Raw genomic sequence first — 22,056 nt, 5'->3', positions numbered from 1 at the left:
ATTAATGAACCCCTAAGGAATGTTACAAACTTTTTCCAGTATACGCAAATCGATAATTGAAGCTAAGTATTTTTGGTTGGCAGCAATTCTAATAGCCGTTGTTCCTTTGCTGGCGATGGATATTATACAGCACTATTTGGATTGGCAAAAAGAAGTAAGAGAAGAATTGATAGCTGTTGTACAGAACCTGTATTCTTTTGATAGGCAGAAAAAGGCCTCCATTCTAGACAAGGTATTTGAACGGAACCAAATGCTTATGTTTCTTTTTTACGTAAAGAGTTTCTCCATTATATTGTTATTGATTTTGGGATTTTATTTTTTCAAACGTTATTGGAGGGAGAAGAAGCCGAAGCTTTGGAAACCGCTGTTTTATACAATTACACTCGTAGCTTGTTTCACGCTGACAAAAATATTTATAGTTAACAGAATCAATACAAATGAAAATGTCAGGTTTTTAAAACTTGATCCCAGTATCTCGTCCCTCCAAACATTGTACAAGGATAATTTTAACGGTAAAGTGGTCTATGTTGATTTTTGGGGAACTACATGTGGGCCCTGTTTACGGGAATTTAGAGACTTTACTAAACCTTTAAAAGCTAAATATAGAGGAAGAGATGATATTGAGTATTTGTACGTATCACAGGGCAACGAATATCTATGGCAGGAACAAATAAGAAAATATGATATAGAGGGAAATCATGTTTTTGTAAGTGAAACACAGTATGAAAAACTTTACCGGCAAACCACGAAAGACAGTGCTGTTGTAATGCCGCATTATTTAATAATTGACAAAAATGGAAATATTGTGGAGCCTGATGCAAAACGACCGAGTGACAGGGATAGTTTATATGTTGAATTAGATAAATATTTAGCAGAAAATTTAAAAATATAGCCGGGCATACCCCTGGCGCAAAGCTGCAATAAGAAAGTCTATACAAACATTTATCTTAGCCCAAATAAATCGGCTATGCTACAACCATCTACGATACAATTTTTAAAAGACTTAAAGCTTAATAATAATAAACCCTGGTTTGATGACAACCGTAAAAATTATGATAACGCTCGGCAGGACTTTGCTGCGTTTATTGATACGGTGATCCGGAAATTTTCAAAAACAGATCCGTCCATTTCCCATCTTTCAGCAAAAGATTGTATGTTCCGTATTAACAGGGATATACGGTTCTCTAAAGATAAAACTCCTTATAAAACCAATTTTGGCGCTTTTATAAACAGCGAAGGAAAAAAGTCGATGACGCCCGGATATTATTTTCATCTGGAACCCGGGGCCAGTTTTACAGGCGGGGGCATGTGGCAGCCGCCGGCCGACATGCTGGCTAAAGTAAGGCAGGAAATTGACTATAATCTTGCCGATTTCGAAAAGATCATTCTTTCCAAAAAATTTAAAACCACCTATGGCAGCTTATCGGTGGAAGAGGGCCAGGTATTATCCCGTGTGCCCAAAGGATACGAGACCGATAATCCGGCGGCCGAATATCTAAAGCATAAGAGCTTTGTAGCGCTTACCAATATTGCTGATACCGATTTAACCAGTAAAGCGCTTCTTACGAAAGTGACTGGAGCTTTTGAAACCCTGTTGCCACTCAATAATTACCTGCATAACGCATTGGGATAGCCGCTTTAACGTTGTTTTACCAATAAGCGGGGTTTTCTTAACCTACATTAATTGCTGTTGCAACAATGAAATGTAGCTTTGTGTTATAAATCACAAAAAACAAAAATTATGGCAACTTGGACAATAGATGCAATGCACTCTGAAGTAGGTTTTAAAGTAAAACACCTGGTAATATCAACCGTATCAGGAAAATTCAAAAGTTTTGAAGGAACAGTGGTAGCGGAGAAAGATGATTTTTCTGATGCTAAAATTACATTTAGCGCAGATGTAGATAGCATCGATACCGGTGTTGAGCAAAGAGATGCACACTTAAAAGGCGCTGACTTTTTTGAAGCAGAAACCTACCCTAAACTGACATTCGTTTCTACTTCAATCGAAAAAGATGGCGATGATTATAAGCTTACCGGTGATCTGACTTTGAAAGGTGTAACCAAGCCGGTTACCTTTAATGTAGAGCATGGTGGTGTAGGTTTAAGCATGTACGGACAAACAGTTGGTGGTTTTGAGGTTACCGGTAAAATCAACCGTAAAGATTTTGGTCTTACCTGGAACGCTGTTACAGAAGCAGGTGGTATTGCAGTAAGTGAAGATGTTAAACTGATCGCCAATATTGAAATAGTAAAAGAAGCTTAACAGATAAGAAGGAAAACAAGGAAAGACGGTCTCTGAACGGAGGCCGTTTTTTTATATACCCACAAACCTGAATCATTCGCGGGCTGTTTAACATTAGATTTGTTGCGTAGTTTTGTGCCAGTGAAACCTTTCACCATAAAAGAAAACTCGTTTATAGCAAAGCTGGCGGCACAAAAGCTGCGCAGTAAAAATGTGGCTATCGTTTTAGGAAGCCGCATTCACTTATATGGCGTTTCGAAGGAACATTTTCTTAGGAACGAAAGATGGTTGCGCCATGAATTAAAGCACATTGAACAATATGAACGCCTGGGTTTTATCAGGTTTATTGCCACTTATTTATGGCAAACCTTTCAAGTGGGGTATTATCAATGCGGGCTGGAATGCGAGGCTAGAGCTGCGGAAACTGATGAAACTATTGCAGAGCGGTTCATGCTTTCACAATAGTATTGGATACACAAGGTTTAATGCAGAAAGTGCGTTATCAAATTATAAAGAATTATCTTGCTGCTTGTTCATTCTTTGCAAAGTATAATTTCGCCGTATGAAGTATATCTTTTTTGCCCTCCTGGTGGGAGTTTTTGTTAGCGGTTGTTCCAGCCAGAAGGCTGTTGTGGCAACCTCAATTCCTTTTATGAACAAAGTAATTGCCCATCGGGGTGCGTTTAAAAATACCGGCGCCCCGGAAAATTCTATTGCCTCGCTGAAGGCCGCCATAGCACTGGGTTGTGGCGGATCTGAATTTGATATACACATGACCAGTGATGAAGTATTAGTGGTCAATCATGACGATAAGTTCCTGGGTATGGAAATAGAAACCAATACCTACCAGCAGTTATTGACGAAGACGCTGGCAAACGGGGAAAAAATTCCGACACTTGAAGCCTATTTGAAAGAGGGGTATGGACAAAAGAAAACCATTATGGTGGCCGAAATAAAAACTTCTAAAGTCAGCAAAGAGCGCTCACTTCGACTGGCTGCCAAAGTAGTAGAAACGGTTCGCAGCCTCAAAGGGCAGGCTCAAACTGTGTATATTGCCTTCGATTATGACGTATGTAAAAAAGTACGCGAACTGGAACCAACCGCTCCCGTGCAATATTTAAACGGAGATGCGTCTGCCGAAAAATTAAAAGCAGATAAGCTCGATGCCGACTATCACTACAGTGTATTTCAGAAAGATAAAAACTGGATTAAAAATGCGAAAGCTTTGGGTGTAAAAACTAACGCATGGACCGTGAACGATGAGAAGATAATGGATGAATTCCTGTCGCAGGGTATCGATTTTATTACCACCAATGAGCCGGAGCTGCTGCTGAAAAAGCTGTCTAAATAAGGCCTTTCAATGCTAATGGTATAACTTTAGAAGTATGAGAACAGACAATAAGTTGTTTATTTTGAGCAATGGCAGGGTAGCTGCGATTGATAAGAAAACGGGTGAAATTTCATGGGAAGTAAAATTGAAAGAATACATTAAGACCTCATTGAGCTATGCAGTGGGACAAATCTTCCTGGAAGATGACAAACTTTATATAGGTGTATCAGGTATCTTACTTTGTCTGAGCGCAAAGGATGGCTCTTTTCGCTGGAAGAATGAACTGAAGGGCTGGGGGTATAGCTTTATTAGTATTGCGAATGCCAACACAGGCGCGGCTGCCCAGGACCAGATCAATGCCGCTGCTACTTCGGCCGCCGCTGCCGCTGTAGCAGTAGCTGCAACAACAGCTGCTACCACAGCATCTTCCTAACCAAACCGGGAAATATTTCATCTCATTTCCAGCCCGTGCAGGAGTTGGCTCTCCTTTTTGGTGACCAATTGTAATAGCTGAAGTTTTCCTATGCTGAGGCCGTAATCAGGGCCGTTATCAGCGCAGCCACTGTAATTCCCCAAAATCAAAAGATAAAGGCATTGTCTCAGTATAAACATGAAGTTTTCCATCGTAAGACACTTCTTTAACGACTCCTTCGAAGGTTGCGCCATCCCTTTCAAAAACTACTGATTCATCTTTTTTATATAAAAAGCGGTTGTACTCAGTCACCAGTTGGTCGGGATCTGTATGGTTATATACCTGCAATACTTCATCTCTTACTTTACAGGCTATTTCAAGGCAGTCAAAACTTTTCCCGGTGATCTGTCTTAACGAAACGGGTTGCCGATCTGTCACCTCCGGAAAATGTACCTGGTTGATATTCATTCCGATACCTGCCACAGCCCATTTCCATTCCCTCCCGCTGATGATGTTTTCAATTAAGATGCCGCAAGCTTTGCGGTTGCCAAAATAAATGTCGTTCGGCCATTTGATGCGGATATCACTTCTTGCATAGTGTTCGAAAACAGTTTTTACGGCTAATGCTACTACAGATATTAGTAGAAATTGCTGATGTAGCCCAATTTTTCCAGGATTTAGTACCACGCTCAAATGAACGTTTTCGCCTCTTTTCGATTGCCAGGTTTTACCCCGCTGTCCTTTGCCTGCGTACTGCTCATGCGCAAAAACTGCCGACCCGTGCTGCAGTGTCTCCTGACGCTCCGTCAGGTTGGCCTGTTTTAACCGGCTTAGGGCATAATTATTGGTGCTATCGATGGATAAAAGTTCGATTACAGGCGGAAAAGGGCAATTATCTGCTGATTGTTGTGCCAATATTCGCTATTTTTGAGCAAATTAAATAATGAATCCTGAAACACGGATAAAATAAAGTGATGAGCCGGAAATAGCCATCCTATCTAATGTTTCACCTTTCGGTACTAAATGTCTTCTTTTAATTAAAATCACATCTTCTATTGGAACCATTGGCTTCGCTAACAAAACGCAGAAATTTATCTGGAAAACTTACAAAAAACTCTAAATTATTCAAATCCGTCATTGCCGCCATACAGGAAAAGAAGGGAGAGAATATCGTTTCACTTGATTTAAGAAAAATTCCGGAAGCTGTAGCTGATTTTTTTATCGTATGTGAGGCTACGAGCCAGCCGCAGGTAAAAGCTATTGCCGACAATATTGAGGAGCGTGTAAAGGAAAATTGCGGGGAGAACGTCTTTCATAAAGAGGGGTTTCAAAGTATGCAATGGGTGCTGGTAGATTTTGTGAATGTGGTCATTCATATTATGCAGCCGGAAACCCGTAAGTTTTATAACCTCGAAGAAATGTGGAGCGATGCAGTGGTGGAAGAGCATCAATAATTATTTAAAGTCTTAATAAACAATTTACAAGGTTTTTACCTTATACATCAAACAGAAAAAATGGCGAAGCAGGAAAAGAGAAACCCGTTTTCAAATAATAACAACAATAATACACCGGGAGAGCCGAAAAAAGGACCGAAATTCGGTAGTTATTGGGCTTTCATCATCATATTGGCAATTATGCTGGCCTTCCAGTTCCTGAATCCCTTGGGATCATCCAGGCAGGAGATCAATATATCCCAGTTTCAAAACATGTTTGTTAAAGGGCATGTTTCGAAATATACCATTGTTAGTAATAAAGACCTGGTGCGTGTATGGATAAAGCCCGATTCACTTGCGGGATACCCGAATGCAGATAAGAACGTGGTTAAAGGTGCAGAAGAAACCCCACAGTTTTATTTTGAGATCTCAAGTCCGGAAGTGTTTAATGATCAGATGGAGAAATTCTATGAGCGTCACCCAGGAATAGCCAGAATGGAGCCGGAAGTAAAATCAGACAATGATTTTTTAGGCAAAGCTATTGGATACCTTTTACCATTTGTATTATTACTAGGAGTTTGGATATTGCTGATGCGTAAAATGAGTGGAGGCGCCGGCGGCGCCGGTGGTCCGGGTGGTATATTCAGCATTGGGAAATCAAAAGCAACTTTATTTGACAAAGGCACTAAGGTAAATATAACCTTTGCCGATGTTGCTGGCCTTGACGAGGCGAAAGTGGAAGTAATGGAGATTGTGGATTTCCTTCGTAATCCTAAAAAATATACCAGCCTGGGTGGTAAAATTCCTAAAGGAGCTTTATTGGTGGGCCCTCCGGGTACAGGTAAAACGTTGTTGGCCAAGGCTATGGCGGGTGAAGCGCAGGTGCCGTTCTTTAGCTTAAGCGGTTCTGATTTTGTGGAAATGTTTGTGGGCGTGGGTGCCAGCCGTGTACGTGACCTGTTTAAGCAGGCCCGGGAGAAAGCTCCTTGTGTGATTTTTATTGATGAGATTGATGCAATTGGTCGCGCCCGTGGTAAAAATGCCATGATGAGCAATGATGAGCGCGAAAGCACATTGAACCAGATGCTGGTGGAAATGGATGGCTTTGGTACCGATTCGGGCATCATTGTATTAGCTGCTACCAACAGGCCGGATGTATTGGATTCGGCATTACTGAGGCCGGGCCGGTTCGACAGGCAGATATCGATTGATAAGCCAGACCTGGCAGGTCGCGAAGCGATCTTCAAAGTGCACCTGAAAGAGATTAAAACTTCACAGAACCTTGATATCCATAAATTAGCGGCTCAAACACCTGGTTTTGCAGGTGCAGATATTGCTAATGTTTGTAACGAAGCCGCATTAATAGCTGCAAGAAACGGGAAGACTGAAGTAGAAATGCAGGACTTTAACGATGCCATCGATCGTATTATCGGCGGTCTCGAAAAGAAAAATAAGATCATATTACCCGATGAAAAGCGTGTAATTGCCTATCACGAAGCAGGCCATGCGGTAACCGGTTGGTTCCTCGAACATGCACACCCGCTTTTGAAAGTAACGATCGTACCCCGTGGTACTGCTGCTTTAGGATTTGCACAATACCTGCCTAAAGAAAAGTATTTAACGCTTACTGAAGAGCTGGAAGACGATATGTGCATGACTTTAGGAGGCCGTGCCGCCGAGCAGGTTTTCTTTGGTAAAATTTCAACAGGAGCGCTGAGCGATTTGCAACAGGTAACCCGTACAGCTTATGCTATGGTAAGTATTTATGGTATGAATGAGCAAATCGGTAATATCTCGTTCTACGATCCTCAAAGCGAAGGCAGTTTTCAAAAGCCATATAGCGAGGAAACGGGTAAGCTGATCGACCAGGAAGTGAAAAAGTTATCTGACAATGCTTATGCAAGGTCTAAAGCCCTGATAGAAGAAAAAAAAGAAGAAGTACGCATCATTGCAGAAGCATTGCTCGAAAAAGAAGTATTGTTTAAAGATGACCTCGAGCGGTTGATAGGAAAGCGTCCTTTCGAAGAGAAAAAAGCACTGGCAGAGGTGGTATTGCCTACTACGAGTGGCGATGCCGACGTAAGCGCATTACCTCCTTACAATAGTACTACGAACACGGCTTCAACCAACGAAGAATAAAGTGCAATCTGCCAGGGGAAATATTTTAAAAAAAATAAGAGAGGCGTTGGCGCAACCAACGCCTATCCCATTTCCAAAAAGCGAGGGACAATCGTCTGTATTCACACCACTCGTACAGGATATTGAGGTAGAGTTCGCGGAAAGATTCACTGCTTTGCAAGGAAAGTTTGCTTTTTGTTTCGACCAGAAAGAGTTGGTACAGCAATTTAACCAGCTGGTTACAGAAAAAGGATGGAAAGCTATTTATTGTATCGATCACAATATCACTGATATTTTAAGAGGCAGCCTCAATTTTTTGAACGACTTTAGTAATCTCGCGGGTTGCGATGTAGCCGTTACCGGTTGCGAATACCTGGTGGCGAGAACCGGGAGCATTGTAATGAGCGCTGCCGAACAAAGCGGCCGCAATACCAGTGTGTATGCACCGGTACATGTTTGTATTGCCTATACCAGCCAATTGGTATATGATATAAAAGAAGCCCTGGAAGGGGTTAAGGAGAAATACGGTACATCGCTGCCATCGCTGATTACTTTTGCAACAGGGCCAAGCCGAACTGCCGATATTGAGAAAACCCTGGTGGTAGGCGTGCATGGGCCAAAAGAAGTATATGTTTTCCTGATAGACGATAAAAGCTGATCGGGTACAGCAGGTTCAATTCAAACGAAACTTTATGCAAACACACAGTCATTTTCTTTTTGTTTACGGCTCGCTCCTTAGCGGATTTAAAAGCCCGGCCTATGAGTATATCTCTAAATACTTTAAGTTAAGAGGAAATGCTTCAGTAAAGGGAACGATCTATGATATGGGAACTTTCCCGGTAGGTACTTCTCACAATACGGGACGTATGATCAGAGGGGAATTATATGAAATCCGAAATCCTAAGGAATTATCTTTTATACTGGCACAACTGGATGATTATGAGGGCCTCTACCCGGACGATGGTGAAGATATCTACTATAAAAGAGAACTGGTAACTACTACCAATGAAGCCGGAGATGAAGTGGTCGCCTGGATTTACTGGTACAATAAAGATGTAGAGGGAAAACCAATCATAGAGTCAGAAAACATGATGGACTACCTGGAGCGTAAACAGCCTTAATGTGTATGTTCGCTAACATCTCCTTTTACGATGTCAAACTGACCACTTTCTTTTATCGATTTAAAGCCACCGGTTATATTTACTACATTGTCAAAGCCGCGCGCCTTTAAAATGGAGGCAAAGGCCATTGACCTGTAACCTGCGGCACAGTGAATGTAGTGCGGCTTTTCCGGGTTGATGGCTGAAAGATGATCGTTAATATAATCTAACGGGAAGTTCTGAGCGTTTTGAATATGCTCCTGTTCAAATTCCGTTTCCTTTCTTACATCAATAATATTGGCATCTTTAATGGCAGAAAGTGCTGTAGCTGAAATATTTTCGATATGGTCCAGCTCTTTACCAGCATCTTTCCACACATCGATCCCTCCCTGTAAATAACCGATACTGTAATCATAGCCTACGCGCGCCAGGCGTGTTACCACTTCTTCTTCACGCCCCGCGTCCGCAATAATCAATAATTCCTGCTTCGCATCAGGTATTAAAGTGCCTACCCAAACCGCAAAACTGCCATCAATACCAATATTAACAGAGTTGGGCACAAATGCTTTTGAGAAATCATCAGCTTTCCTGGTGTCTAAAATTACAGCGCCTGTATGATTGGCAGCTTCTTCAAAAGCATCAGGCGAAAGCGCCTGGGTACCCCGCTCAATTACTGCTGCTATATCATCATACCCCTCAATATTCATCTGTACGTTTTGCGGAAAATATTGAGGGGGAGGTGTAAGGCCGTCAGTTACCTGTTCTACAAATTCTTTTTGGCTTAATGCCATGTTCAGGGCATAGTTGGTTATTTTCTGGCGTCCCAGGGTATCGCTCGTTTCTTTGCTCATATTTTTACCACAGGCGCTGCCGGCTCCATGGGCGGGGTAAACAATTACATCATCCGGCAACGGAGCTATTTTATTGCGAAGCGATTCGAAAAGCATGCCTGCCAGCTTTTCTTTAGTGAGATCAGCTGATACTTTTTGTGCCAGGTCTGGCCTGCCTACATCTCCTATAAATAAGGTATCGCCGGTAAAAAGAGCTTTTTCTCTACCATTTTCATCCAACAATAAATAGCAACTGCTTTCCAGTGTGTGCCCTGGCGTATGGATCAGCTTTATTTTAATAGTCCCAATTTCAAACACTTGTCCATCCCTGGCAATCAATGCATCATAGCCAATGGCAGCATCGGTAGGACCGAAAACGATCCGGGCCCCGGTTTTAGCTGCCAGGTCTACATGTCCGCTTACAAAATCAGCATGAAAATGCGTCTCAAAAATATACTTGATAGTTACGCCGTCTTTTTGGGCACGATTGATATATGGAGCTACTTCCCGTAAGGGGTCAATAATGGCTGCCTCTTTCCCGGAAACAATATAATAAGCGCCCTGCGCCAGACATCCTGTATAAATTTGTTCGATTTTCATAATATAGGTACCTCGTATTACAAATTTCAAGATTTTTTGTTCATCTGCAATTAAATGTATGAATAAGCAGAACAGAACTTAATCAAACCGGCCTGATTTCTTCAATTTGTCAATTAACCTTATTTTGCACTCATGCAGTTTAAAGATGTTATCGGACAGGAGCACCTGAAGGGAGAGTTGACGGAATTGATGCGGGAAAATCGCCTGGCTCATGCCATGCTGCTGTTGGGAAAAGAGGGGGCTGGTGGTTTGCCCCTGGCACTGGCATTTGCACAATACATTGTTTGCGAGAAAGCTAACGGCGCATCTAAAGATCCGGGTCCGTCCCTGTTTGGTGACGATCTGCCCGCTGCCCAGCCGGAAGCATTAACTGACGCCTGCGGTGTATGCCCGTCCTGCCAGAAAGCTGCTGAACTGGCACATCCGGATATTCATTTTAGCTACCCGGTGGTTACAAAGAAGGCCGGAACTCCGCCCATAAGTGCCGACTATATTACCGAATGGCGCGAATTTGTTAAAACATACCCTTACGGAAATGTATATGACTGGCTCCAATTTATAGGTGCCGAGAACAAGCAGGGTAATATTACTGCCAATGAGTGTAACGATATTATCAGGAAGCTGAACCTCAAGAGTTTTGAAGGCGGATACAAAGTACTGGTAATGTGGCTACCCGAATACCTGGGAAATGAAGGCAACAAACTCCTGAAGTTGATAGAAGAGCCACCTGAAAAGACGGTATTTTTACTGATCGCTGAAAATGAGGGACAGATTTTGCAAACGATCCTGAGTCGTTGCCAACTTATAAAAGTACCCTTGCCCGGAGACGCTGAAATAAAAGAAGCCCTGGTGAATCGTAACAAGGCCGACGAAACCACAGCAGCCCGTGTAGCTGCCATCAGCGAAGGTAATTACCGGGAAGCCCTGCAAATTATGCAGCATTCTGACGAGGATTGGCAAAATTTATTGCGTGACTGGCTGAACAGCATTATGAAAACAGGGCCGGTAGCGCAGTCGAAATGGGTAGATGAAATAGGGCAGGTGGGGCGAGAGGGCCAAAAGCAGTTTTTACGGTATTTTAATCACTTGTTACAGCTGGCGCTCAGGTTACAGGTAATGCCGGAGCTGGCGCAGCAATACCCCGACAAAGAGCGGGATTTTGCGCTTCGTTTGAACAAGATCACGAGTATCGAACAGCAGCAGGCCATTATCGAAGAGTTGGATCATGCTGCCTATTATATTGAAAGAAACGCAAATGGTAAGATGCTGTTCATGGCTCTTACTATTAAAATATATCATATCATTCAGGACAATGTTGTACTTTTGAATGATTGAGGTAACAGGTTTTGGGGAGTTAAATAATTTTTTTGAGGAAAGCGAATGGTGTAGAGCGAAAAGAAAAGTGGGTGCATTTTTATCTTACTATTGGGTAAGGTGTTCATAATAAACTGATTTACAGTTTTTTATTTTTAATACACAGGGCTTGTTCCCTGAATGTATTTTGTTGTACGCCATATTTCTGCCTGCACTTTCCTTTTATTATAATTTACAAACAATGGGTTGTACAAGTTGTGGTACTGCTAATGGCAGCAAGCCGGGTGGTTGCAAGAGCAACGGAGGCTGTAGTACGGGTGGCTGCAATCGTATGAATACGTATGACTGGTTACGCAATCTGCCAATTGCAGATATGGACAGTCATTGCAATGTGGTTGAAGTGAGCTTTAATAAAGGTACCAGGAAGGACTTTTTTAGAAATACCACTGTCCATTTTTTTGAAAAGGGCGATTTGGTTACTGTGGAAGGAGTGAGTGGAGTGGATGTTGGAGAGATTTCTTTGACTGGAGAAATTGTGCGCCTGCAAATGAAAAAATACGGGGTAAAAGAGGGCAATCCTGAGATGAAAAAAGTGTTAAGGACGGCCACGGAGAGAGACCTCGAACAGAGAGGTATTAATAAACAAAGAGAGCCGGAAGCGGTGATCAGAAGCCGGGCCATAGCGCGTCAGCTAAAACTGGATATGAAAATAAGCCAGGTAGAAATGCAGGCAGATGGCAGAAAAGCAACCTTTTATTATATAGCGGATGGCCGTGTAGACTTTAGGGAGCTGATTAAAGTGTATGCCACAGAGTTTAAAGTAAAAGTGGAAATGCGCCAGATTGGGGCCAGACAGGAGGCCGGCAAGGTAGGAGGTATAGGGAGCTGTGGCCGTGAATTATGTTGTGCGACCTGGCTGACCGAGTTCAAATCAGTTAACACTTCTATAGCGCGTTACCAGAATCTTTCCATCAATCAAACAAAACTAAGTGGCCAGTGCGGGCGTTTAAAATGTTGCCTGAACTATGAATTGGATACTTACCTGGATGCTTTACAGGGTTTTCCGAATGACTGCGACCAATTGGAAGTAGCAAAAGGACGAGCATACCTGATTAAAAAGGACATTTTTAAAAACCTGATGTGGTATTCTTTGCCTGACAGCAATAAGCAATACCCGTTAACTATAGAAAGGGTTAGAAAGATCAAATCTTTAAACCGTCAGAATATTGTTCCTGAAGAACTGGAAGCGGTTGAGGTAGTATCTACCAAACCCAAAGAAGTGGAACCTGCTTTCGTAGATGTAGTGGGTCAGATTTCATTGCGTAGCCTGGAAAGAGCGGATAAGAAGCGTAAGCAACAACGCAGAACCGGTCCGCCACAAGGTAACCAGGCTGTAGCTGCGAACCAGGGCGTACAGGGTCAGCAACAAAAGCAAGGTCAAAACAGGGGGAATCACCGGCCGCAGCAGCGTAACGCCGGGAATAAGCCTCAACACCAAAATCCTCAAAGAAGAAGAGAGAATAATAACAACAGTAATAAGCAGGCCAACTAAGATTCAATAATAACCACAGCAGCTGCGATGTTTTTAAGATGGCTGATGGATATTTTGATTCTAGACAGGTCCAGTGTATCAAGTGTTTGGGCGGTTTTACCTCTCAGGTGAATTTCCGGTTTACCCGCCTGATCTCCCAGTATAACAATCTCATTGTAAGCAGTACCGTTTGTCCAGCCTGTTCCCAAAGCTTTAAATAAGGCTTCTTTGGCGGCAAAGCGCGCTGCATAGTGTTCATACTTATGCGTTTTAGGCTCACAGTATTCGATCTCCTCGGGTCCAAAAACCAGTTCTCTAAAGCCCTGTTCTTTCTCTATTTTTTGCTGAACGCGCTCTACTTCAATTACATCTAATCCAATACCGGTAATCATCTTTTTAAGTATACAGGGTTAAAATTTAAGGTTTAAGGTTCCGGATCTCAACTATTTAAAATCTTGAATTCCGGACTTTAAACATTTATGGAACCGGGTCGTAGCCACTTCCTCCCCAGGGATGACAACGGGAGATTCTTTTTACAGATAGCCAGAACCCTTTAAAAATGCCATATTTTTTGAAAGCTTGTAAAGAATAATGAGAACAGGTAGGCGTGTACCGGCATTTGGGTCCCAGCCAGGGTGAAATAACCCATTGATATATTTTAATAAGACCGATAAAGGGCCAGCTAAGTATTTTCAGGAACTGCCGCATGTAAGGCTTTCTGTAATTTTTGTAAAACTACCCCAACATTTTCATAAATATCTTCGTATTGGGGTAAATCTCTTCCGGTGTAAAGTAAGAATAAGGATAGGTCAACCGGGTGATCTTCCGCATATTTTTTTAAATCATGTTGCTGTAACCGGTAGGCCTCCCTCAATAATCTTTTAATGCGGTTACGATCAACAGCGTGCTTAAAATTTCTGGTACTTAATCCTACCCCACATTTAACCCCGGTGATGCCATTTTTTTCGGCCAGGTATACCAGTCGAAGATCTTTGGTGCGTACACTCTTTCCTTCAGCAAAAACCTGTTGCAGCTTTTTCCGGCTTTTAAGTCGCTGCGATTTTGGAAAAATATGTGTAGGCATTATGGAGGTACGTGCATTTATTATAGCTGTAAAGATATAAAACCTGCAACATTCCAGCGGCTGGAATTGGATGGATAAAGTAGTAGCGCGTGAGGATACGCGCCACTGCTAAGTACAATATATACATCTGATTGCTAATGAACCTTGCAAAAACGCGGTAAACTACAAGCGGCGCAGCGCTATAAAAACATGCCGCCCGATGCTTCAATTCTTTGTGCGGTTACCCAGCTCATTTCGGGCATACAAAGCGATGCAATGAGGCCGCCAATATCATCAGGTAAGCCAACCCTGCCCAGGGCTGTTTGAGAAGCAATAAAAGAGTTGAGTTGCTGGTTGTCTCTTACCACGCCGCCTCCGAAATCTGTTTCTATAGCACCGGGCGCTACTATGTTTACACGAATGCCGCGAGCCCCCAGTTCTTTTGCCTGGTAGCGGGTTAGTGTTTCCATAGCGCCTTTCATTGCGGCATAGGCCGAATAGCCCGGGGTGGAAAACCTGGCCAGGCCGCTGGAAATATTAATAATGCTGCTTCCGTCTTTTAATAAGGAAAGCATTTTTTGGGTTAAAAAGAAGGGGCCTTTGAATTGTATATTGACTAAGGTGTCAAAGTCTGCTTCTGTGGTTTCAGCAAAGGGTTTATGAATGCCAATGCCCGCATTATTGATTAGGATATCCAAGTTTTCCCTTTGCCATTTTGATACTAAGCTATTTTTCAGTTTCTCTATAAAACTGTCGAAACTACCGGCATCTGCGATATTCAGTTGCAGGGCTATGGCCCGGCCTCCCAAAGCTTCAATCTCCTTCACAACCCCCTCCGCCTCTGCCTGTTGACTATTGTAAGTGAGCACCACATCTATATTTTTTTGAGCCAATGCCAGGGCTGTGTTTTTACCAAGTCCCCTGCTACCTCCTGTTATCAATGCTATTCTGTTTGCCATTTTTTTTATTTTGATTAAAAGATGACACAAAATTCCTTGATGTTTTACAACCAGGTATGGTGATAGTCACAGAATCTGGAGCTAGCGGGTATATTTTTTCCCCTCAATAGGTAATACAGGGGGCAATACCTTTTTCTCTCGGAAAATGGCCGGAGTAATGCCCGTAATGCTCTTGTAAAATTTAACGAAATTAGACGGGTCAAAAGTGAGGCGCCTCGCTATTTCGGAGCCGGATAAGGCAGTGTTAAGCAGTAATTTGTTAGCTACCTCAATTATTTTCAGGTCATAATAATAGCAGGGATGTCGGCCGGTTTCCTTGGTAAGTGTATTGGTTAAATGACCTGGTGCAATGAATAAATGTTGGGCGATCTGGCTGATGGTAAGCATGTCATCTACCCTGTCTTCCAATAAATCTGCCAGGTGCCGGTCGAGGAAAGCAAAATATTGCTCCACTATTTCTATACCACGGCTACCTGCTTTTTTGTGCTCCATAATATATAGATGAAGATACTTTAAAAAACAAAAATAGCCCCGAAAAACGGAGCTACGAATAATTTGAAAGCTTATCAAAGATTACTTCAGTCTTCTTTCGTCAGACACAGTAAGCTTTTTACGGCCTTTGGCACGGCGGCTTGCTAAAACCTTGCGGCCGTTAGCAGTTTGCATACGTTTACGAAAACCGTGAACAGTTTTACGACGACGACGGTGCGGTTGGAAAGTACGTTTCATTTTATTTTAATTTTTTCCCCAAAGGGATTCCTTCGGAACACTTTTGAATTAATAGCATGGGAGAACATGCCGGTTTAATTTTCGGAACAGCAGATCACCACATCTCCTGTTTGTGAAAGGGACGGCAAAGGTAGGGAAAAATTTAAAGTTTAAAGCTTAAAAGTTTAAAGTTTGCACCAGCCATCCCTCTTCTCCAGCCCCGGGAGTTCAAAAGTTGGCCTAATGCGAGTTGCATAGCCTTACGGAAGCATCGGTACTTGATCCAGCTTATAAAACACCTTTAGCCCCCTTTCTGTTGCAATTCTCACATCTTCATCTGCACCTTTTGATTCGCCGGGGATGCGAAAAACCGCATCACATTTTTCCAGTAACCTATGAGCAACAGGATATTGTATCTCGTTCCAGGCTTCATCTCCGGGCCTGGCAGAGCCTGCCAGCCGGATAAGCGGCAATGCTACCCACTCGCCGATAATGGGAGTATAACCCTTTCTGAACAGGGATAGGCTTACCGCTTCGAGGTTATTCAAATTTTGCTGCATGAGCTGGGGGTCATCGTTGGTGCCGCTTCGGTAAGGGCCTGCAATAAGTATGAGCATTATGTTGTTTTTTTGATTATTCAAAGAAACTAATGGAAATGTCAACCGCTCTTAATATACTTTAAGAAATGGCTCCGCGGGCTTTATTTTTCCGGATGGTACTTAGAAACTCGGGAGTAATGCCCAGGTAGGAGGCTATTTGCTTCTGTGTAACCTGGTTGATGATTTGCGGATATTTAGCCAGGAAATTATCATACCTTTTAGCAGCAGCTAAGGATAGGTTCTCAATAATTCTTAATTGTTCCCGGGTATAGGCATTTTGCATCAGAATTCTAAAGAATCGTTCAAATTTAGGCATTGTATCAAACAGCTTATCAAGATTTTCTTTACTTAACAGGAATATCTCACTGTCTTCAAGGGCCTCTATAAATACCATAGCCGGTTTTTTGTTCAAAAAACAATACATATCCGTTATCCACCAGTCGGTCAGCGCAAACATAATGGTTGACTCCTTACCGGAAGCATCTAAATGGTAGGCTCTCAGCGCTCCCGAGTGAACAAATGCTAAATGGTGACAGGGCTGGCCTTCCTCCAAAAAGAAATCCTTTTTGGAAAGTTCCCTGTAGCTGAGTAAAGAGGTAAACTGTGCTGTTTCCTCATTATTCAGGTGAATATGTTTTGCAATATTGGCAAGTAACAGGTCGTGATTCATTATCTGGCGTGAATTTTAGGCTAAGTATTTTACATACTTACATGTTTACTTTTAACAGGCGCCCCGAAGAAAGCGGATCCTTTTTCATCAAAATCTTCTGCCGCATCAGTTGTGAAAAATTGCACTAATCCACTCTTACTGCATTTCTCATCTATTTCCGGATGTCTTTGTAAATAATCCTCCAGGCTTTCGGCTACAATCTCTCCCTGGGTGAGTAACTTTACCTGAACTGGCACATACTCTCTTATTTGTTTCAGCATGAGTGGATAATGGGTGCATGCCAGCAGGATCACATCAATATTATCTCCTTTTTGAAATAAGTTGTGCAGGTTCTTTTTGATAAAATGATGGGTTCCTGCATTATCCATTTCATTGTTTTCAATAATAGGAACCCACATGGGGCAGGCCTCCTGATAGGTTAGGATATCGGGGTAAAATTTGGCAATTTCAATCGGGTAAGAGTCGGATGCAACGGTTCCCCTGGTTGCCAGTATCCCTATTTCCCTGGTTTCAGAGTATTTACCGATTATTTCTGTAGTAGGCCTTATCACACCCAGTACTCTTCTATCTGGGGCAAGGAGGGGCAGGTCGTTTTGTTGTATGGTACGTAAGGCTTTAGCCGAAGCCGTGTTGCACGCCAGTATCACTAATTGGCAGCCCTGCTCAAAAAACCATTTAACGGCATCCAGCGTATAGTGGTAGACCGTATCAAAAGACCGCGTGCCATAAGGCGCACGCGCATTATCTCCCAGGTATAAATAATCATATTGGGGCAGTCGTTGTACCAGTTCTTTTAAAACGGTTAATCCTCCGTACCCGGAATCAAATACACCAATGGGGGCTTCTTGTGACATGGCTTGTAGTTATAGATCAAAAATAAAAAAACCGCCCAGTTTTGCCGGGCGGTTTCAAAAATATTATTTGTAATTGCTTATTTCTTAGGCGTAGTAGATGCAGGACCTGCACTACCCGCAGGGGCAGGAGTTGTGCCACCTTGCTGATTTACCTTAATGCCTAATTTAGTAGCAATGGGAAGGCTCAAGTTATCGCTATCCGGGGCTACTACAAAAGCATCCTGGGTTAATACGTATGTATATCCTTTTTCTTTTGCATAAGCATTGATAGCGTCATACACTTTTTTATACAAAGGATTGAATAGCTGGGCTTGTTTAGCCTGGGAAGCTTCCTGTGCTCTTTGCTGCCAGGTGCCTAAAACTTCACCTAATTGTGCCAGGTCTCTTTCCAAAACCTGTTTAACAGAAGGAGTAGTTGTTTTTTTCAAAACGCTATCTTTTTCCTGGTACTCCTGGTATAACCGGGTATAGGTGCCGCCGATAGAATCCTGCTGCCATTTCTCAAGTTCCTGTTGTTTTTGTTGTGCTTCGGGCAAATTAGCTACCAAAGCGTCTACGCTAACATAGCCGATTTTTTGTGCATTGGCCGAAAATACGCTCACTAATACCAAACCTAACGCAACCGCAAGAAATTTTACTTGTTTCATCCCTTTTTTGTTTTTTAATTTTTGGGTAACTCAAATGCGTTTGTGCAAAGCCTGCTTTTCTTTCACAGTTGAGTTTGTTTTAAGTTTTAAATTATTTCAATCTAAGTTCCCTTAAGATGTCTTCGCTTCTATCCAGCTTAGGGTCGGCAAAGATAATGGATTTGCCCTCACTTTTGTCGAAAACCAAATCGTAACCATTCGCTTTAGCCAGCCTGTTCACTGCTTCAGCTACTTTCTTTTGCAGCGGCTCCATCAATTCCTGTCTTTTTTTGAACAGTTCTCCTTCAAAACCAAAGCGTTTCTTTTGCAGGTCGCGAAGTGTTTTTTCTTTGTTAAATAATTCGTCTTCCTTTTTCTTTTTCAAATCTTCACTCATCATACCCTGTTCTGCATCGTAATCATTGTATAATTTATCCAGCTCCGCCTGTTTGGCATCAATTTCTTTTTGCCATACAGCAGCCTGTGCATCCACCTGTTGCTGTACGCGTTTATAATCAGGCATTTTTTCAAAAATATAACGGGTATCAATTACTGCATATTTTTGTGCAAATGCGCCGGCACATGCGAATAATAGTGCCATACCCAAAACAAAAACTTTTTTCATCTTGTTATTTTTTTATGGTCCGCCTGGCAATAATCCTTTTGGACGTGTTTTTAATAGTGAGATTTAGTATCTGAAGTCTGACGTATCCGACAAATGTATAGTTGCTTTAACTAAAGTGCAAAAAAGGTTAAATCTTTTTTAAAGCATTTATCTGATTACTCCGGCTCGAAGCCTAACATAAAGGTAAATTTACCAGCACCTTTTAATCCACCACCAGGAGTCAGCCTGTCAAGACCTATACCATAGTCAAATCCTAGTAAACCAAACATAGGCAGGTAAAAACGCATACCCAAACCTACGCTTCGGCGTAATTTGAAAGGGTTATAGTCTTTGTAGTCTTTCCAACCATTGGCAGCTTCGAAAAACGCCAAACCAAAAATGGTGCTGCTGGGGTTGGTAACCAGTGGATAGCGAAGCTCTGCCTGGTATTTATTAAAGATGGTAAAGAAATTATTAAAATTCCCCTGGCTCGTGTTGTCAGGATTAACAGTAGGGTCTGAAGTATTATAAATAGGGTAACCTCTATGCGCGATGATATCAAAACCAGTCAGGGAGAAGGTATTATTTAAACCAGCATCGCCCAATTGAAAACGTTCAAAAGGTGAAAAGCCCATATCCTTATTGTACCTGCCCATGAAACCATATTTGGCAGCCAGTTTCAGTACAAACTGCCTGTCTTTATTTTCACCTTTACCTCTGCCCAAAGGCACGTACCAGGTAGAGTTGAAGCGCCATTTGTGATACTCAACATATCGGAATTGGTCGTCGGTAGAACCAAATAAAGAGTAGGGGGGAGTAGCTTGCACGCTAAACATCAGGTCGCTACCACTGCGTGGGAAAATGGGATCTGATACGGAGTTGCGCTGTAATGCAAACTTTAAGCTTAGGTTATCAGAAATACCGGTATTGAAAGGTAGCTGATAAATGTAGCCCATTTCTTTTACGTTGTAACGCGTTAAACCTACGGTGGTGGTCATGTAGAAATAATCATCGGGCCAGTTTAATTGCTTACCTAAACCAATTGAAAACCCATTTACCGTAAGTGATTTGTTCTTATCATACTCGTATGTTCCACGCGATGTAAAACCAGCCAGGTTGTAGTACTTACTGTTGTTGTAAGACAGGATGAGTGAATTCCTTTTTTTACCACCCAGCCAGGGCTCTGTAAAAGAGAAGTTATAAGAGCGGAAAGCACGCCCATTAGATTGTACACGAAGGCTTAGCTTCTGGCCATCACCTACCGGTAGTGGATCCCAGGCTTGTTTTTTCCAGATATTCTTGATCGAGAAATTATTAAAAGTAACACCCAGGGTACCGGTTAAGCCAATACCGCCACCCCAGCCGGCGGATAACTCTAACTGGTCAGAGGATTTTTCTTTAAGGCTCCAGTTAATATCTACCGTACCGTCATTCTGATTAGGTACGGGTTGCGGATTGATAGACTCCTGCTCGAAATAGTTTAAGGCATTCAGTTCACGAATGGTACGCATGAGGCCGCTTTGGCTATACAAGGCGCCGGGATAAGTACGCATTTCGCGACGTATAACATGTTCCTTGGTACGCTCATTACCACGGATATTTACCGTTTTGATACGGGCCTGGGGACCTTCTACCACCCTTATTTCGTGGTCGATCGTATCGTTGTAGATCCGGGTTTCCACCGGAACGACCTGGATAAAAAGGTAACCGCGATCACGATAAGCCGTTTGAATATCCTGTGCATCCTGGCTGGGTTCAATACCCAGGGCCTTATTCAGAATGCTACCATCATAGGTATCTCCCTTGTTAATGTTTAAGATATTATTTAAAACAGTATCGCTGTAAACGGAGTTGCCTTTCCAAACAGTATTACCAAAATAGTATTTCCGCCCTTCGCTTACCTTAATGTCAACATACATTTTATTGTTCTGTATTACCTGCGTGTCAGCCAGTATCTGGGCATCACGATATCCTTTTTCATTAAAATAGCTTAGTATTTTCTCTTTGTCTTCTACATACTTCTTTTGGTTAAACTTGGATGAAGCAAACTTAAATCTGAAATAGGGATCTAATACTTCCAGTGATTTGGTGCCAGATAAAAAGCCCCAGTCATTTACATATTCTCCGAAGCTATATTTTTTAATAGGTCCGTAAGTGCTTACATACGGGGAGGGGAATAAGGTCATTTTGGTCATTTCCTTGGTTCCCTTCATTTGCTTCTTCAGCTTAACGCTTCTAACATTTTCATTGCCGAAAAAGTTAATGCCATCTATTTTAACTTTCTTTCCTTTAACTACTTTAATCGTCAGGGAATTGGAGTTTTTGAACACAGGATCAGGTTTTTCTACCAGTTCCACCTCCACTCCCGAAAACCCTTTTTCTTCATAGAAGGTTTTGGTAACATCAATGATATTACGACGGGTATTTTCAGACAGGATGGTTGTTTGCTTGGCTATAGCCGTTTTTTTCACTAACTCTTCCTGTTCTGTTTTTTTTACCCCCTCAAATTTATAATCTCCCAGGCGGGGCATTTCCTTAACAGCTACTTCAAGACTTACATTTTCGCCGATAATATTCGTTACATAAATTTTAATATCAGCTACCAGCTTCTGTCTCCATAAATTTTGAATAGCGCGGGAGAAGATGTCCGAACCCGGGTAGGTGAATTTTTGGCCTTTTTGTAAGCCTGCTACTGAAAGTACAATAGTAGAATCCAGGTAATTGGCCCCCGTTACTTTGAGGTCTGCAACGGTATACTCTTTAGGTTGTCTTGGATTTTGCCATTCCTGCATTTCAAGAGAAAGATTGTTGTTGGGAATGGTGTCTGTTTGCGCAAAAACATAGCTTACCGTTGTTAATGATATAATTGTAACGCAAAACCTGTAAAGAAAAAAACGCATAAAGGATTTAAATATCGGTAATCAATTTTGTTTTTGCAAAAGCAGGAAGTTATTATTTTATCACCACACTGTTACACATTATTCCCATTGCGGCGGCAAATTAAAGGTAAAAATTGGAAAACTCATGTTAAAATAGGTGACGCAACCAGGTCAGCCCAGG

Annotated in this window: 26 protein-coding genes; 12 read left to right on the top strand and 14 right to left on the bottom strand. The window is 42.2% G+C overall.

All coding sequences use genetic code 11. The features are described from left to right. Positions 1-19: 19 nt before the first annotated feature. From U0035_RS11225 to U0035_RS11200, 6 genes are all read left to right on the top strand, one after another. Positions 20-892 (top strand): TlpA family protein disulfide reductase, encoded by an 873-nt coding sequence (locus tag U0035_RS11225; RefSeq protein WP_114789888.1) that lies wholly within the window; start codon positions 20-22, stop codon positions 890-892. A 75-nt stretch (positions 893-967) separates the two neighbouring features. Then, the gene (locus U0035_RS11220) at positions 968-1,633 is read left to right on the top strand and encodes a DUF2461 domain-containing protein (RefSeq protein WP_114789887.1); all 666 of its coding nucleotides are present in this window, start codon (positions 968-970) and stop codon (positions 1,631-1,633) included. A gap of 108 nt (positions 1,634-1,741) precedes the next feature. Further along, a complete protein-coding gene (locus U0035_RS11215; protein WP_114789886.1) occupies positions 1,742-2,266 on the top strand; it encodes a YceI family protein in 525 nt (174 codons plus the stop codon). A gap of 99 nt (positions 2,267-2,365) precedes the next feature. After that, a complete protein-coding gene (locus U0035_RS11210; protein ID WP_245957647.1) occupies positions 2,366-2,710 on the top strand; it encodes a DUF4157 domain-containing protein in 345 nt (114 codons plus the stop codon). A 97-nt stretch (positions 2,711-2,807) separates the two neighbouring features. Further along, a complete protein-coding gene (locus tag U0035_RS11205; protein ID WP_114789885.1) occupies positions 2,808-3,596 on the top strand; it encodes a glycerophosphodiester phosphodiesterase in 789 nt (262 codons plus the stop codon). Positions 3,597-3,630: 34 nt separating this feature from the next. Beyond that, the gene (locus tag U0035_RS11200) at positions 3,631-4,008 is read left to right on the top strand and encodes an outer membrane protein assembly factor BamB family protein (RefSeq protein WP_114789884.1); all 378 of its coding nucleotides are present in this window, start codon (positions 3,631-3,633) and stop codon (positions 4,006-4,008) included. A 117-nt stretch (positions 4,009-4,125) separates the two neighbouring features. Here the strand turns inward: U0035_RS11200 and U0035_RS11195 are convergent, their stop codons facing one another. Then, complete coding sequence (locus tag U0035_RS11195; RefSeq protein ID WP_162817781.1) at positions 4,126-4,902, bottom strand: biotin--[acetyl-CoA-carboxylase] ligase; 777 nt, start codon at positions 4,900-4,902, stop codon at positions 4,126-4,128. A 140-nt stretch (positions 4,903-5,042) separates the two neighbouring features. Between U0035_RS11195 and rsfS the strand changes: the two genes are divergently transcribed. From rsfS to U0035_RS11175, 4 genes are read left to right on the top strand one after another with little or no spacing between them, the layout of a single operon-like run. Further along, the gene (gene rsfS / locus U0035_RS11190; protein WP_114789882.1) at positions 5,043-5,441 is read left to right on the top strand and encodes a ribosome silencing factor; all 399 of its coding nucleotides are present in this window, start codon (positions 5,043-5,045) and stop codon (positions 5,439-5,441) included. Positions 5,442-5,501: 60 nt separating this feature from the next. Next, positions 5,502-7,559: an ATP-dependent zinc metalloprotease FtsH gene (gene ftsH / locus U0035_RS11185; RefSeq protein WP_114789881.1), complete on the top strand. Its 2,058-nt coding sequence runs from the start codon at positions 5,502-5,504 to the stop codon at positions 7,557-7,559. 1 nt (position 7,560) lies between these two features. After that, on the top strand, positions 7,561-8,196 hold the full coding sequence (locus tag U0035_RS11180; RefSeq protein ID WP_114789880.1) for a LutC/YkgG family protein: 636 nt from the start codon (positions 7,561-7,563) through the stop codon (positions 8,194-8,196). A 34-nt stretch (positions 8,197-8,230) separates the two neighbouring features. After that, a complete protein-coding gene (locus U0035_RS11175; protein WP_114789879.1) occupies positions 8,231-8,659 on the top strand; it encodes a gamma-glutamylcyclotransferase family protein in 429 nt (142 codons plus the stop codon). Here the strand turns inward: U0035_RS11175 and U0035_RS11170 are convergent. Beyond that, complete coding sequence (locus tag U0035_RS11170; RefSeq protein WP_114789878.1) at positions 8,656-10,068, bottom strand: MBL fold metallo-hydrolase; 1,413 nt, start codon at positions 10,066-10,068, stop codon at positions 8,656-8,658. The genes U0035_RS11175 and U0035_RS11170 overlap by 4 nt on opposite strands. Positions 10,069-10,200: 132 nt before the next feature. Here U0035_RS11170 and U0035_RS11165 point away from each other — a divergent pair, with 132 nt between their 5' ends. Both U0035_RS11165 and U0035_RS11160 read left to right on the top strand, forming a co-directional pair. Further along, complete coding sequence (locus tag U0035_RS11165) at positions 10,201-11,403, top strand: DNA polymerase III subunit (RefSeq protein ID WP_114789877.1); 1,203 nt, start codon at positions 10,201-10,203, stop codon at positions 11,401-11,403. A 220-nt stretch (positions 11,404-11,623) separates the two neighbouring features. Then, entirely contained in the window at positions 11,624-12,934 is a 1,311-nt protein-coding gene (locus tag U0035_RS11160) for a PSP1 domain-containing protein (protein WP_114789876.1), read from the top strand. On the opposite strand, the gene acpS is transcribed toward U0035_RS11160, so the two are convergent. From acpS to U0035_RS11100, 12 genes are all read right to left on the bottom strand, one after another. Beyond that, the gene (gene acpS, locus U0035_RS11155) at positions 12,931-13,305 is read right to left on the bottom strand and encodes a holo-ACP synthase (protein ID WP_114789875.1); all 375 of its coding nucleotides are present in this window, start codon (positions 13,303-13,305) and stop codon (positions 12,931-12,933) included. The two genes, U0035_RS11160 and acpS, sit on opposite strands and share 4 nt — an antisense overlap. Positions 13,306-13,390: 85 nt before the next feature. Beyond that, positions 13,391-13,621, bottom strand: coding sequence for a membrane protein insertion efficiency factor YidD (gene yidD, locus U0035_RS11150; RefSeq protein WP_114789874.1), 231 nt, complete (start codon positions 13,619-13,621; stop codon positions 13,391-13,393). Next, positions 13,596-13,997, bottom strand: coding sequence for a ribonuclease P protein component (rnpA, locus tag U0035_RS11145; RefSeq protein WP_114789873.1), 402 nt, complete (start codon positions 13,995-13,997; stop codon positions 13,596-13,598). The genes yidD and rnpA overlap by 26 nt, the downstream gene beginning before the upstream one ends. 179 nt (positions 13,998-14,176) lie before the next feature. Then, the gene (locus tag U0035_RS11140) at positions 14,177-14,935 is read right to left on the bottom strand and encodes an SDR family NAD(P)-dependent oxidoreductase (protein WP_114789872.1); all 759 of its coding nucleotides are present in this window, start codon (positions 14,933-14,935) and stop codon (positions 14,177-14,179) included. Positions 14,936-15,016: 81 nt separating this feature from the next. Beyond that, the gene (locus U0035_RS11135; protein WP_114789871.1) at positions 15,017-15,427 is read right to left on the bottom strand and encodes a helix-turn-helix domain-containing protein; all 411 of its coding nucleotides are present in this window, start codon (positions 15,425-15,427) and stop codon (positions 15,017-15,019) included. An 81-nt stretch (positions 15,428-15,508) separates the two neighbouring features. After that, positions 15,509-15,664, bottom strand: coding sequence for a 50S ribosomal protein L34 (gene rpmH / locus U0035_RS11130; RefSeq protein ID WP_114789870.1), 156 nt, complete (start codon positions 15,662-15,664; stop codon positions 15,509-15,511). A 239-nt stretch (positions 15,665-15,903) separates the two neighbouring features. Then, a complete protein-coding gene (locus tag U0035_RS11125) occupies positions 15,904-16,260 on the bottom strand; it encodes a DUF4406 domain-containing protein (RefSeq protein ID WP_114789869.1) in 357 nt (118 codons plus the stop codon). Between the two features lie 61 nt (positions 16,261-16,321). After that, complete coding sequence (locus U0035_RS11120; protein ID WP_114789868.1) at positions 16,322-16,912, bottom strand: Crp/Fnr family transcriptional regulator; 591 nt, start codon at positions 16,910-16,912, stop codon at positions 16,322-16,324. A gap of 29 nt (positions 16,913-16,941) precedes the next feature. Then, positions 16,942-17,766 (bottom strand): glutamate racemase, encoded by an 825-nt coding sequence (murI, locus tag U0035_RS11115; protein ID WP_114789867.1) that lies wholly within the window; start codon positions 17,764-17,766, stop codon positions 16,942-16,944. Between the two features lie 77 nt (positions 17,767-17,843). After that, positions 17,844-18,413 carry an OmpH/Skp family outer membrane protein gene (locus U0035_RS11110; protein WP_114789866.1) on the bottom strand — a complete coding sequence of 190 codons (570 nt, stop codon included), beginning with the start codon at positions 18,411-18,413 and terminating at the stop codon, positions 17,844-17,846. A 91-nt stretch (positions 18,414-18,504) separates the two neighbouring features. After that, positions 18,505-19,017: an OmpH/Skp family outer membrane protein gene (locus tag U0035_RS11105; RefSeq protein ID WP_114789865.1), complete on the bottom strand. Its 513-nt coding sequence runs from the start codon at positions 19,015-19,017 to the stop codon at positions 18,505-18,507. A 155-nt stretch (positions 19,018-19,172) separates the two neighbouring features. Next, a complete protein-coding gene (locus U0035_RS11100; protein ID WP_114789864.1) occupies positions 19,173-21,896 on the bottom strand; it encodes a BamA/OMP85 family outer membrane protein in 2,724 nt (907 codons plus the stop codon). Between the last annotated feature and the right edge of the window lie 160 nt (positions 21,897-22,056).

This window comes from Niabella yanshanensis (genome assembly GCF_034424215.1).
GTDB classification, from domain to species: domain Bacteria; phylum Bacteroidota; class Bacteroidia; order Chitinophagales; family Chitinophagaceae; genus Niabella; species Niabella yanshanensis.
This window is presented reverse-complemented; position numbering and strand designations above follow the sequence as displayed.